This window comes from Pseudomonas salicis, assembly GCF_057128705.1.
Window position 1 is genome coordinate 128714 of record NZ_JBSKHU010000004.1, and the last position, 13301, is coordinate 142014.

At 58.6% G+C, this 13301-nt stretch carries 12 protein-coding genes; 8 read left to right on the forward strand and 4 right to left on the reverse strand.

Features of this window, described 5'->3' with window-relative positions:
* The first annotated feature begins 20 nt into the window (after nucleotides 1–20).
* The 4 genes from ACWKWE_RS15375 to ACWKWE_RS15390 all read left to right on the forward strand — a co-directional run bounded on the left by ACWKWE_RS15375 (nucleotide 21) and on the right by ACWKWE_RS15390 (nucleotide 4588).
* On the forward strand, nucleotides 21–2477 hold the full coding sequence (locus ACWKWE_RS15375; protein ID WP_371928469.1) for a fimbria/pilus outer membrane usher protein: 2457 nt from the start codon (nucleotides 21–23) through the stop codon (nucleotides 2475–2477).
* Nucleotides 2474–3250 (forward strand): fimbrial biogenesis chaperone, encoded by a 777-nt coding sequence (locus ACWKWE_RS15380; protein ID WP_483851026.1) that lies wholly within the window; start codon nucleotides 2474–2476, stop codon nucleotides 3248–3250. The genes ACWKWE_RS15375 and ACWKWE_RS15380 overlap by 4 nt, the downstream gene beginning before the upstream one ends.
* Before the next feature lie 2 nt (nucleotides 3251–3252).
* Nucleotides 3253–4245, forward strand: coding sequence for a fimbrial protein (locus tag ACWKWE_RS15385; protein WP_483851027.1), 993 nt, complete (start codon nucleotides 3253–3255; stop codon nucleotides 4243–4245).
* A gap of 106 nt (nucleotides 4246–4351) precedes the next feature.
* Entirely contained in the window at nucleotides 4352–4588 is a 237-nt protein-coding gene (locus ACWKWE_RS15390; RefSeq protein WP_166593697.1) for a hypothetical protein, read from the forward strand.
* Nucleotides 4589–4823: 235 nt separating this feature from the next.
* Here ACWKWE_RS15390 and ACWKWE_RS15395 read toward each other — a convergent pair whose 3' ends face one another.
* The 4 genes from ACWKWE_RS15395 to ACWKWE_RS15410 are packed head-to-tail and all read right to left on the reverse strand — an operon-like array spanning nucleotide 4824 to nucleotide 7602.
* Entirely contained in the window at nucleotides 4824–5786 is a 963-nt protein-coding gene (locus ACWKWE_RS15395) for a GlxA family transcriptional regulator (RefSeq protein WP_166593696.1), read from the reverse strand.
* A gap of 41 nt (nucleotides 5787–5827) precedes the next feature.
* Nucleotides 5828–6151, reverse strand: coding sequence for a hypothetical protein (locus tag ACWKWE_RS15400; protein WP_483851028.1), 324 nt, complete (start codon nucleotides 6149–6151; stop codon nucleotides 5828–5830).
* A gap of 51 nt (nucleotides 6152–6202) precedes the next feature.
* Nucleotides 6203–6664, reverse strand: a complete 462-nt coding sequence (locus tag ACWKWE_RS15405; protein WP_483851029.1) for a GNAT family N-acetyltransferase — start codon at nucleotides 6662–6664, stop codon at nucleotides 6203–6205.
* A 41-nt stretch (nucleotides 6665–6705) separates the two neighbouring features.
* On the reverse strand, nucleotides 6706–7602 hold the full coding sequence (locus ACWKWE_RS15410; RefSeq protein ID WP_483851030.1) for a chemotaxis protein CheW: 897 nt from the start codon (nucleotides 7600–7602) through the stop codon (nucleotides 6706–6708).
* A 290-nt stretch (nucleotides 7603–7892) separates the two neighbouring features.
* Here ACWKWE_RS15410 and hmpA point away from each other — a divergent pair, with 290 nt between their 5' ends.
* The 4 genes from hmpA (at nucleotide 7893) to cyoB (ending at nucleotide 13299) form a co-directional block, all read left to right on the forward strand.
* Entirely contained in the window at nucleotides 7893–9074 is a 1182-nt protein-coding gene (gene hmpA, locus ACWKWE_RS15415; RefSeq protein WP_483851031.1) for an NO-inducible flavohemoprotein, read from the forward strand.
* Between the two features lie 286 nt (nucleotides 9075–9360).
* Entirely contained in the window at nucleotides 9361–9870 is a 510-nt protein-coding gene (locus ACWKWE_RS15420; RefSeq protein ID WP_166593692.1) for a disulfide bond formation protein B, read from the forward strand.
* A 471-nt stretch (nucleotides 9871–10341) separates the two neighbouring features.
* Entirely contained in the window at nucleotides 10342–11277 is a 936-nt protein-coding gene (cyoA, locus tag ACWKWE_RS15425) for a ubiquinol oxidase subunit II (protein ID WP_166593691.1), read from the forward strand.
* A 3-nt stretch (nucleotides 11278–11280) separates the two neighbouring features.
* Complete coding sequence (cyoB, locus tag ACWKWE_RS15430) at nucleotides 11281–13299, forward strand: cytochrome o ubiquinol oxidase subunit I (protein ID WP_166593690.1); 2019 nt, start codon at nucleotides 11281–11283, stop codon at nucleotides 13297–13299.
* Nucleotides 13300–13301: the final 2 nt, after the last annotated feature.

Here is a 13301-nt window from a genome sequence, read left to right on the forward strand (position 1 = left end):
CCGCTGCGATGGCGTGGACGATGAGCGCCAGCGCCTGGGCGATGACCGGCGGCAGCGGCGAAAACGCTGTGTCCGCAGCGGCCCCGTCTTCGGTGAAATTCAACACCGCTTTCATTCAAGGCACCGATCAGCCCGCCGACCTGGAGACCTTCCTTCAAGGCAACAGCGTGGTGCCGGGAACGTATAGGGTCGACATTTACGTCAACCGGGCCTTGAGTGGGCGGCGCGACATCCCTTTTGTGGCGAACCCGGCAACCGGCGCGATAGAGGCCTGCCTGACCTTGGAGATGCTCCAACAGTTCGGCATGGACACCTCGGGGTTGAGCAGCGCGGACAACGCGCCTGACCGCTGCTTCGATCTGGCCGCCAAGGTCCAGTTCGCCCATGTGGAATACCAGCCCACCAGCCTGCGACTGAACATCAGCATTCCCCAAGCCATGATGTTGCGCAGCGTGCGGGGCTATGTGGCTCCGGAGTTGTGGGACGAGGGCGAGACGGCAGCGTTCGTCAATTACAACTTCAGCGGCGCCCGTCGTACGCGGGGCGGTCAGACGCAGGATCAGTATTATCTCGGCCTGCGTAATGGGCTGAACCTAGGTGCCTGGCGATTGCGCAACGAATCATCGCTGGTCTACGGCGATGCTCAGCCTTATCGCTTTCGCAGCAACCGGAGCTTTCTTCAGCGAGACGTGACAGCGCTCAAGGGGCAACTGACCTTGGGTGAAACGTTCACGGATTCCCAAGTCTTCGACAGCGTACGGTTCGTGGGCGCGATGCTGGCCTCCGATGACGGCATGCTGCCCGATAGCGAGCGGGTGTACGCCCCGGTTATTCGGGGCATTGCCGAGACCAACGCGACAGTCGAAGTGCGCCAGAACGGCTTCATGCTCTACAGCGGCAACGTGTCGCCGGGGCCGTTCGAAATCTCGGATATCTACCCCAGCGGCTCAAATGGTGATCTGGAAATCACTGTGGTTGAGGCCGACGGGCGCAAGCGCGTTTTCGTACAGGCCTATGCGTCGTTGCCGATTATGGTGCCCAAGGGGGCATTGCGTTACAGCCTCGCAGCGGGGAGTTACGACAGCCACGACGAGTCAGGTGAGTCACCGACCTTCACCAGCGCGACGCTGATCTACGGTCTGACCGAGCGCATGACGGTGGCGGGAGGCACGCAGGTCGCCGAAGATTTTCGGGCAGGCAACATCGGCGCAGGGGTTAACACAGGCGTCGGTGCGGTGTCGCTGGACGTGACTCAATCCGTCAGCCAGCAGGCCCGCGAAACCCACACCGGGCAAAGCGTGCGGGTGCGTTACGCGAACACGCTGGATCTGACCAATACAACGCTGGCCGTCGCCGGTTATCGCTATTCCACCGACCGGTATCGCACGTTTGACGAGCATGTCGAGGAGCGCCAGGCCTTGAACGGTACGCGGTACGGGCGCGCCAAAGATCGTCTTGAATTCAACCTGACGCAGGCGCTGCCGGAACAGTCTGCGTCGCTGAGCTTTACGGGTTCTGAGCAACGCTACTGGGACTCGACGGGCAAGACGCGACAGTTTTACCTGACATGGAACGCAGCCTGGCGCAGCCTCAGCTACGGCATTTCTGTAGAACGCAATCAGACCTTTCTGATTGACGGCCAGCGGCAGTCGGACAACCGCATTGCCCTGACGCTCAGCTTGCCATTGGGGAACAGCTCGTCGTCTTCGCGGGCCTTTTTCAATGCCGTCCGCGACAGCGTCGGCGACCACGACATGCAGGCCGGTCTCAATGGCCAGGTCTTCGATGATCGCAGCACGTTCTATTCGGTACAGGCCGGGCAAGACAGTCGTTCAGGGGCGTCCGGGTCCGGCAAGATCAACACCACCACACCGTTCGGCCGTTTCGATGTTGGCTACGGCCAAGGGCGCGATTATCGGGCATTCAACGTCGGTGCGGCGGGGTCAGTGGTCGCCCATGCCGGTGGCGTGAACCTCGGCCAGCCGTTGGGTGAAACCTTCGCACTGGTGCAGGTGAAGGACGTCGCGGGCGCGCGGCTGAGCAATTACAGCCACATCGAAACAGCCGGCAATGGCTATGCGGTGTTGCCTTACACCCAGCCGTATCGGGCCAATTGGGTCAGTCTGGATACGCGACAGTTGGGCGCTGATGTGGAACTCGAAAATCCGGTGACGCAGGTCATTCCACGCCGGGGAGCGGTGCCAGTGGTGAAGTTCCAGGCGCAGGTCGGGCGGCGGGTGCAGTTCGAACTGGTGCGCGAAGACGGCAGCCGCGTGCCGCTCGGCGCGGTGGTTGAAGACGGCCACGGTAAGCTGCTTGCAGCTGTTGACCCAACCAGCCGCGCCTTGGTGCTGAGCGAGCAGGACAGTGGCGAGTTGATGGTCAAATGGTCCGATCAGCACTGTCGGGCGCCTTTCGATTTGCCGCCGCGAGACCCTCAGCGCACCTACGACCGGATCACGGTGACGTGCCGATGAAACGGGCGACCATGATCTGTTTCATCGCACTGCTGGTCGGCCGTGAAGCGCAGGCGGTCGTGTCATTGGGCGGGACGCGGCTGGTGTTCGATGGCCGGTTTCGGGAAGCGACGCTTGACGTCAGCAATCCCGGAAGCGGACCGGTATTGATTCAGGCCTGGATCGAAAACCCAAAAGCCGATCAGGCAACACCCGGGGATCTGCCGTTCGTACTGACCCCTCATCTGGCACAGATTATTGCGCAAGGGCGACAGACTTTGCGGGTGCTGTATGAGGGTGTCGGCATGCCGCAGGATCGCGAATCCCTGCTTCACCTATACGTGCTGGAAGTGCCCCGTCGTAGCCATGCACCGCAGCAAATGACCATCGCCGTGCGTCAGCGCATCAACGTGTTCTATCGGCCCAAAGGCCTTGATGGCGAACCCGCCGACGTGCCGCAAAGCCTTCGCTGGCAACGGAGCATGCAAGATTCCGACGTCCTCAATGTACGCAATCCGACGGCTTTCCATGCCGCGCTGCTGAAGATCAATCTCGGCGGGGTCGAGATTCAGGAAGACCTCCTGCTCGAACCGTTTTCAGAGCGCTCACTTCGCTTACCGGAAGAGCTGACACGGGCTGTAGGAACGGGCTGCCTGCACTTCAAGGCACTCACCGATTACGGCGGACAGCGCGACTTTTCGGCTCTTTCGCAGGACTCGGAACCGTTTGTGGCTCGACTGCGTAGCACATCCGGTCGCAGCGCTGAGTCCCCTCTACTCAATGAGAAATGCTGAACATGACGACTTTTTCTTTCTCACGCTGGTGTCCGGTTTTTCTGAGTGTCCTGCTCATGCCTGCGACCGGCATGGCCATGACCTGCAAGACCCAAGGGTCGGGTGAAACGGTGATACGTGCCGATCTCAGCAGCAGCGTTGCCATTCCTGCAACGTTGCCTGATGGCAGCGTTGTCTGGCGTTCGGAGCGCTTGAACGCAGCAATCGAATGCGCCCGCGAGGCGTCCGGCCCTGCGGAAGACGTGGTGCTGTACCTGAATCCCGAGAACGTTCAGATCGGCGAAGGGATTCGTGCGGGGCTGACCCTCAACGGTATCGATTACCTGCAAAGCAACGGGCGAATTCCCACGCAGCAAGTGCTTCCGGCTTGCACCGAGGGAATGGGGAATGTCGCAGCCTGTCCAAGGGTCAGTTTCAATCTGCCGTTTTCGGTATTCATTCAGAAGTACGGGCCGACGCCGCCGTCCGGATCGGCCAGTGACTTGCTCGACTACCGCATGTTCCAGATCGACAGCGGCAATGGCATGAGCCCGGTGCCGGACAACAACCTCAATTACGTCATCAATAATTTGATGGGCCTGCGGTTCGTCGCCTGTGATGCCGAGCTGCGAGTGCTGCCGGAAACCGTCGATTTCGGCACAGTGCCCATCAAGAACGTGCGTGTAGGGGAGGTGGCGACTTTTCAGCGGTTTGCGCTGGCGACGAGCCGCACCTGCGATTCGCCGTTCAGCCTGAATGCGCGCTTCACCCCGGTGTCCGGCACGCTGGCGGGCGATGTGCTGGTGCCAGTCAGCAACGAGAGCATTGGAATCCGTGTGACCCATGCACCAGCCCACCAACCGATTCGGTTCAACGAGCCGTTTCACATCATTGATCTGCTCGATGGTATGTATTCCGGTACCGCCGATTTCAACGCCGAACTGGTATGGCAGACCAACACCCCGACCCCGGGTCCATTCTCTGCAGAGGTGTTCGTGGACCTGTTTTACAAGTAGCCGTTGCTCGGTTGTCACGGGCGGTCGGAAGGGGATTCAGGTATGCTGCGCGGCCTGCGGGCAACGCCTGTTTGCCCATCGACCGTCCAGCGCTCACGGAGCTTCCATGACCACCCCCGAACACACGCCAGCTCCCGAAGTCGCTGACGAATCTGTCGATGTTCAAGCCGAATCCGGCGAGAAAAAGCCGGCCATTCCTGCCTTCGGCTTTCCGTTCAAACCAGCAGAGCTGTTGCAGGCGAAAAAAAACCCGTCGCACTACAAAGGCTCGGGCAAATCGAACCATGACAAACGCCCTGGTGCTGCCCCCTCAGGTACTCGTCGCTCGATGGGCAAGCGCTGATCGCTTGACGCTGGCTCAACTGTAAGAGCGAATTCATTCGCGAAAAATAGGCCAGGCAATGGAGATGCGTCGGCTGTTCCGGCCTTTCGCGAATAAATTCGCTTCCACAGGGTTCTGCATCACTGCGAAATATGAAGTCCGGCGCGCGCTCAACTGTAGGAGCGAATTCATTCGCGAAAAATCGGTCTGGCGCTGGAGAGGTGTCGGTTGTACCGGCCGTTAGCCAACGATGCCTCTAGCCTTCCTTACGAAAACTGTCTCGATACTGCGTCGGCGTCACGCCCAACCGTTGGGTGAAGATCAACCGCATGCGGGCAGCGCTGCCGAATCCGCAGTGATACGCCACCGCCTTGATCACCATTTCGCTGCCTTCCAGCAGGTGCCGGGCGGCGTCGATGCGGGCGCGTTGCACGAATTCGGCCGGGGTGACCTTCGCATCTCGGGCGAACACCCGAGCGAAGCTGCGTGGGCTCATGGACACCACCTCCGCCAAGCGCTCCACTGAAAACGGTTCGCTGATGTGTTCCATCACGTAGCGCTGAATCTTCGCCACCGGCGTGTCATCGTCCGCCGAGGCATTCAGGTAGGGGCTGAATTGCGATTGCCCTCCCTGACGCTGGGCCACGACCAGCAGGCGCTTGGCGACCGCCAGCGAAATTGCCGGGCCGTGATCTTCGGCCACCAGTGCCAACGCCATATCGATCCCCGCCGTGACCCCTGCCGACGTCATCAGCTTGCCGTCTCGCACGTAAATCCGGTCGGGCTCGACCCTGGCTTTCGGAAACAGATCGGCCAATTGCTGCGCATGGCTCCAATGGGTCGCGGCCTGTTTATCATCTAGCAACCCGGCGTGCCCGAGAATGAAAGCCCCGGTGCAGATCGAGCCATAACGACCCGCAAGCGGCGTTGCCTCATGCAGCCAGGCCGTGATGTGCGGCATTTCTGCGCTTTCGGGTAACAGCGGCCCGCCTGGTACCAACAAAATGTCGAATTGCTTCGGCGCATCGGCCAGCTCGTATTGCGCGCCGAGGGGCATGCCGTTAGAGGCTAGGATGGGGTAGGGCGCCGCGCCGATCGTCACGATCTGATAACCCTCTCCTTTGGCGACGTAGCGATTGGCTTCGGCGAACACATCCAGCGGGCCTGCGACATCCAGGGACTGAACATGGGGGAACAGCACAATCGCAACGCTTTTCATCGAAGCCTCTCAGGCGCCCGGCAAAGGGATGAACATATAGCTCATTTCTTCGGCAGTGTGGTGACGTTATCCCACTCGGTGATCAGCGCTTTCTTGTTTTTACGGTCATACAGGCACAGCTCGGTGCCGGTCTTGTTTTTCATGAACGTTTGCTTGTACTGGCCTTTGATCAGCAGCGCGCTGTATCCCACGCTGTCGTCGAACATCGCAGAGGTGCCGGCAGGTTTGGCGTTTTTCAGGGAGCTGGCCGCGACGCAGCTGTCGACCAGCGTTTTGTCGAAGGCTTTCCAGGCGTCCGGGCTGGAGGCGCTGGCCTGGCCTGCGACGGCAGTGAGGGCGAGCAACACCAAGGTGGTCCTTTTCATGAGAGTCTCCATCGTTGTCTTATCAGCGGAATGACAGCGGCTTTGACTGACTCAGCGGGGTTCTAGTTCGCAGCGTTGCACGTAGTACATTTCAGCGCGCTCATACAGACGCCGGGCTGTCAGGTTGTTCTCCATGACTTTCAAATCGACATGCCCCTCACGCCGTGCCGCGAATGTCTCAAATACATGGTTTAGCAAGGCGAGTCCGACGCCCTGGCCTTGCAGGCGAGGATGAACCACAAGATTGCGGATGAACGCGCTTGTCCAGCATGGCGCGACGGCGATGACACCAGATGAGTCTTCCAGGACGAAACACAACGCGGGATCGAACTCGGGATCGTTCTCGAATCCGTCGAGCCATGTCTCGAAGTCCGGCACGCGACCTCCGCCCAGCTCGGTACCGAGCCTGAGCAGTCGATGCACTGCAGCAGCGTTTCCGCGGGAGAAATCCACCCGATGCAACGAGTCAGGCCAGCCCAACGGGCGATGAATCTGGCTCAGGTCGCGACGCATCAGCCAGTAGTGGTCTGGCGAGGCGTCGTGAACGCCGGGTTTCAGATCCCTTGGGCTTCGACCGTACGGGCGGCTTCGATCAAGCATCGCGTCAGCTCGGGTGAAGAAAACTTGGTCAGCACGGCGTTGGCGCCAGCCGCTTTGGCTTTCTCGGCGTTCATCGCGCTGTCCAGCGAAGTGTGTAACAGGACGTAAAGCTCCTGGAAGTCTGGCGTCTCGCGCAGGGTGCGGGTGAACGCGTATCCGTCCATTTCCGACATCTCAATATCGGAGACCACCACGTTGATCTGATGCGCCGTACCTTGCAGGTCCAGCAGTTGATCGATCGCCTCGCGAGCGCTGCGTGCTGTGTGGCATTCGATGCCGAGGTTGCGCAGCGTGATCACGGACTGTTGCAACGCGACCTGGCTGTCGTCCACCACCAAAATACGCGCCTTACTCAATACCTTGACCTCTTCAGGGCTGAGTTCGGCTTCATGGGCGACGATTTGCACCGGCGAAATCCCGTGGATGACCTTTTCGATGTCCAGCACCTGAACCAGCGTGCCGTCCACTTGCGTGACGCCCGTGATGAACGACTTGTTGCCCGAGCCGAAAGGGGGCGGACGGATATCAGTGGTCAGGCAGTGGACGATTTTGCTCACCGCTTGCACATGAAGCCCCTGCTTGGAGCGGCTGACGTCGGTGACGATCAGGCAGCCGCCGTCCGGGTCGAGCAGCGGGCGCTCGCCGATGGCACGACTCAGGTCGATCACCGAGAGCGAATTGCCCCTCAATGTCGCAACCCCTTTGACATGGGGGTGTGATTCTGGAAGGCGTGTGAGGGGAGGGCAGGGGATGATTTCACTGACTTTGAGCAGGTTGATCGCCATCAGCTTTCCGCTGCGTAACGTGAACAGCAGCAGCGAGAGGGAATCCGCACGGACGTTTTTGGACATGTGAACCTTCTGTCATGCAGTGTCTGAGTGCGCCTTAACGCGCAAACAGCTGTCGATGTCGATGTATCGACCCTGTGCAGGCAGGCTTTAACTTTTTGCTTCTTCCTGTGGGTCGGCTTACGTCCGTTCGTGTAGTCATAATGACTTTTTATGTGTCGTAATGACTTCTTTCACTTGCGTGTCAAAAAGACACGTTCCGTATAACCATTTGAATTTATTAATAAACTTAACTGGCACAGTTCCTGATATGACTAAAGCATCTTCTTTTCATTGAGCCTCAGGAGTTCGTCATGTTGAATGCTTCGGATCGTGCCATCGTCAAATCCACCGTCCCGCTGCTGGAGAGCGGCGGTGAAGCCCTGACGACTCATTTTTACAAAAAGCTGCTTAATAAGTACCCACAAGTCCGCCCACTGTTCAATCAGGCGCACCAGGCGAGTGGCGATCAGCCCCGTGCGCTGGCCAACGGCGTGTTGATGTACGCCCGGCACATCGACCAACTCGATCAATTGGGTGGGTTGGTGGCCAAGATCATCAATAAGCACGTCGCGCTGCAAATTCTGCCGGAGCATTACCCGCTGGTCGGCGAGTGTCTGTTGGAAGCGATCCGTGAAGTGCTGGGTGCAGAAATTGCGACGGACGAGGTCATCGCTGCTTGGGGACGGGCCTACGGGCAGTTGGCTGACATTCTGATTGGCGCCGAAGAAAACATCTACGAGGAAAAAGCCTTGGCCGTTGGCGGCTGGCGCGGTGCCCGTGAATTCAAAGTCGTCAACAAAGTCGCCGAAAGTGCCGAGATTACATCGTTCTACTTCGCGCCTGCGGATGGTCAGCCGATCCTCGACTTCACCCCCGGTCAGTACATCGGTATGCAGCTGTTCCTGAACGGCGAAGAGATCCGCCGTAACTACTCATTGTCTGCGCGGGCCGGCAACAATCAGTACCGCATCAGCGTGAAGCGCGAGCCTGGCGGTCGTGCCTCCAACTACTTGCATGACGAAGTGCAGGTGGGGAACAGCATCAGCCTCTTCCCGCCTTCGGGGGAGTTCACCCTGGCGCACAGCGACAAGCCTCTGGTGCTGATCAGTGGGGGCGTGGGCATCACACCGACCCTGGCCATGCTGCAGGCGGCGCTGGAAACGCAGCGCCCAATCCATTTCATCCACTGCGCGCGCAATGGCTCGGTTCACGCGTTCCGCGACTGGATCGAGGGGCTGGCAGGCAAGCATCCTCAATTGAAACGGTTCTACCTGTACAGCGAAGATGATGGTGTCAGCGCGGCCGCGCACGCGGTGGGTTTGCTGGATCAGGCGCAACTGGAGCAGTGGTTGCCTGAGGACCGCGATCTGGATGCGTACTTCCTGGGGCCGAAAGGTTTCATGGCGGCAGTGAAGCGCCAATTGAAAGCGGCAGGTGTTCCGGATGACCAGGCGCGTTACGAGTTCTTCGGTCCGGCGTCAGCACTCGAATGACCCTTGGCTGCTGCGACAAATAGACGCAGCCTTCTATATATAAGGAAGGGTGCGGCGATCTGCCCCTGCGGCAAAGCGTCGCACGCTTCTATATATAGAAGGATCTGGAGAAGTGACCGTTGGCTGGCCCGTGCCAGGGTTAATGTTCGGCTAATGCAGATGTGTTCACCATCTGCACCGGCGTGCGGCTGCGACGATGGTAGAATTGCCGGCTTTCCGGGCACCCGGGGCACGCAACAAGGCAGATCTTCGATCTGGATGGACACCACATTCAAAGGGTATGTGAATGACTGACGAGATGTTTTACCTGCGGCGCGAAAAGCAGTTCCTGGTTTTACTGGGCATCATTTGCCTGGCGCTGATCGGCGGGGCCCTGTACATGCAGGTGGTGCTGGGCGAAGCGCCTTGTCCGCTGTGCATCTTGCAACGTTATGCGCTGCTGTTCATCGCGATTTTTGCCTTCATCGGCGCCGCCATGCGTGGACGCGTAGGTCTGAGCATTTGTGAAGTGTTGGTCACGCTCAGTGCGATCGGCGGTGTGGTCGCTGCGGGACGTCACGTCTGGATTCAGACCCATCCGACCGAGAGCTGCGGCATCGACATACTGCAACCGATCGTGGACGGTTTGCCCCTGGCCTCACTGTTTCCGCTGGGTTTCCAAGTGGCAGGCTTCTGTGAGACGCCATATCCGCCAGTCTTGGGACTCTCCCTCGCCCAGTGGGCATTGATCGCTTTCGTTCTCACCGTAATTCTGGTACCAGTCGGCATCATTCGGAACCGTATGAAAGCGCGTTAATTACAAAGTGTTGCGGAAAAGAGTGCCTCAAATGCCTTAGGAAATTTGGGGCCTTTCCGGGTTCGAAGGGTGCGACATATGCGCGCATTCTTACAGATCCGGAAATTAACTGTTGCGCAGAAACTCATAGTCAATAAAACTTTACGTATCTACAATCGCCCCCACTTAACGCCCCCCATCACGTATGGACGGCGTAAATCGAGGTCGGGAAGGGGTTTTTCCCCTTTTGTAGACGCCGTTTGGATGGCCTCTTGAGTCAAATTCTGAATGTCTGCGCCAAGGGATTTGGACCGCGTCGGCGGTTGCCACCATTCGAATAAGAAACCACAGCTAAACCTGGATTTGTTACGAGGCCAAACGCTTCCTGACAGGCCCCTGTTCAATCCAAAGAATTTGCCAGCACCTGGCAGGGTGAAGTGTTGGCGGTCGAAACCCAACTGCGATGCGAAAGCTGCTTTTAGAGGTCGTGAGATGAGTAAAAAAAGGTACCCCAGGTTTTTTGGCTTCTTGGCCCTTTTCAGCATGCTCCTGCTCAGCGGGTGCGATTACACCCTGCTGGACCCCAAGGGCCATGTCGGCGTGCAAGAGCGTGATCTGATCATCACTGCAACCTTGCTCATGCTGCTGGTGGTGGTGCCGGTCATCTTCATGACCATCATCTTCGCCTGGAAGTATCGCGCGACGAACAAGAGCGCCACGTACACGCCTGACTGGGCGCATTCGACCAAGATCGAACTGGTTGTCTGGCTGGTTCCGCTGGCCATCATCATCGTGCTGGGCTATGTGACCTACAAGTCCACTCACGCGCTGGACCCATACCGTCCACTTGAGTCCGACGTGAAGCCCCTGACCATCGAAGTGGTCGCGCTTGACTGGAAATGGCTGTTCATCTACCCGGACCAGGGTATCGCCACCGTCAACAAGATCGTCTTCCCGGCCAATACTCCGCTCAATTTCCGCATCACCTCTGATTCGGTCATGAACTCGTTCTTCATCCCTGCACTGGGCGGCCAGATCTACGCGATGGCTGGCATGCAGACCAAGCTGCACTTGATCGCCAACGAGAAAGGCGATTTCGACGGCATCTCCGCGAACTACAGCGGCGCAGGTTTCACCGGCATGAAATTCACGGCAACCGCGACCGATCAGGCTGGCTTCGACGCCTGGGTAGCCGATGTCAAGAATTCACCTAAACAGCTGGCAACGGCTGAGTACACCGCTCTGGCCAAACCTAGCGAACGTAACCCCGTTGAACTCTACTCCACGGTCACTCCTAACCTGTTTCAGATCATCATCGACAAGTATGAAGGTATGAAGCCGGGCAAGATTGTCCACGAGAAGAAAGAAGTGGCCGGTATGGAAGGGATGGACATGGGTAAGCATTCAGCTGCTGAGGCAGAGGAGTAAACGATGTTTGGTAAATTAACTCTAGACGCGGTTCCGTTTCACGAACCGATAGTCATGATCACGCTCGCGATGATCGCTATCGGCGGTGCGGCGGTTGTCGGTCTGATCTCGTATTTCAAGAAGTGGACCTACCTGTACACCGAGTGGCTGACCTCCGTCGACCACAAGAAAATCGGTGTGATGTACATCGTCATCGCCATGGTCATGCTGCTGCGTGGTTTCGCCGACGCCATCATGATGCGTTCCCAGTTGGCCCTGGCCACTGAAGGTTCGCCTGGCTACCTGCCGCCTGAACACTATGACCAGATCTTCACCGCTCACGGTGTGATCATGATCATCTTCATGGCGATGCCATTCTTCACCGGTCTGATGAACATCGTTCTGCCTCTGCAGATCGGCGCTCGTGACGTTGCGTTCCCGTTCCTGAACTCGCTGTCCCTGTACCTGCTGATCTCCGGCGTGGTTCTGGTCAACGTGTCCCTGGGTGTCGGCGAATTCGCACGCACTGGCTGGGTTGCCTATCCACCGCTGTCCGAGCTGGGCTACAGCCCTGGCGTGGGCGTGGACTACTACATCTGGGCGCTACAGCTATCTGGCTTGGGTACGACACTGACGGGCGTTAACTTCCTGGTTACCGTTCTGAAAATGCGCACCCCAGGCATGAAGCTGATGGACATGCCGATTTTCACCTGGACCTGCACCTGGGCCAACGTCCTGATCGTGGCTTCGTTCCCGATCCTGACCGGCACCCTGGCATTCCTGACCCTCGACCGTTACCTCGACTTCCACATCTTCACGAACGAATTGGGTGGTAACCCGATGATGTACGTGAACCTGTTCTGGGCGTGGGGTCACCCTGAGGTGTACATCCTGATTCTGCCGGCGTTCGGTGTCTTCTCCGAAGTCATCTCGACGTTCACCGGCAAGCGCCTGTTCGGCCACCACTCGATGATCTACGCTTCCGGCGCGATCTCGGTGCTGGGCTTCATGGTATGGCTGCACCACTTCTTCACCATGGGTTCGGGTGCGAGCGTCAACGCCTTCTTCGGTCTGGCGACGATGCTGATTTCCATCCCGACGGGTGTGAAACTGTTCAACTGGCTGTTCACGATCTACCAGGGCCGTCTGCGCTTCGACGCACCAGTGCTCTGGACCCTGGGCTTCATGATCACCTTCTCTATCGGTGGCATGACCGGCGTACTGCTGGCCATCCCGGGTGCTGACTTCGTTCTGCACAACAGCCTGTTCGTGATCGCGCACTTCCACAACGTGATCATCGGCGGTGCGGTATTCGGATACATCGCCGGCTTCGCGTTCTGGTTCCCTAAAGCGTTCGGCTTCAAGCTGAATGAGAAGTGGGGCAAGGCAGCGTTCTGGTTCTGGATCTCGGGCTTCTACGTGGCATTCATGCCGCTGTACGCTCTGGGCTTCATGGGCATGACCCGTCGTCTGAACACCACTGATAACCCGGACTGGACACCTTACCTGCACGTTGCCTTCTGGGGCGCTGCGCTGATCGCAGTCGGTATCGCCTGCCAGCTGATTCAGATCTACGTGAGTATCCGTGACCGCGAGCAGAACCGTGACCTGACCGGTGACCCATGGAATGGCCACACCCTGGAATGGTCCACGTCTTCGCCGCCGCCGTTCTACAACTTCGCAGAGCTGCCAAAGGCTGACGAGATCGACGCGTTCTATGCTGCCAAGCGTGATGGCGAGGCGTACAAGGTTCCGGCCAAGTACAACGACATCCACATGCCGCACAACACCGCGACCGGCATGATCATGGGTGGTCTGCTGACCGTCTTTGGTTTCGCGATGATCTGGCACATCTGGTGGCTGGCAATCGCAAGCCTGGTAGGCACTGTCGTTTACCTCGTGATCCACACTGCACGTGATGATCAGGGCTACATGGTTCCTGCTTCGGAAGTGGCACGTGTCGAAGGCGAGCAACACAAGATCCTGGCCTCGGTGCGCGCTGCCCAGGCGAACTCTCCTGTCAACAAGCTGGAGCAGGCATAAAC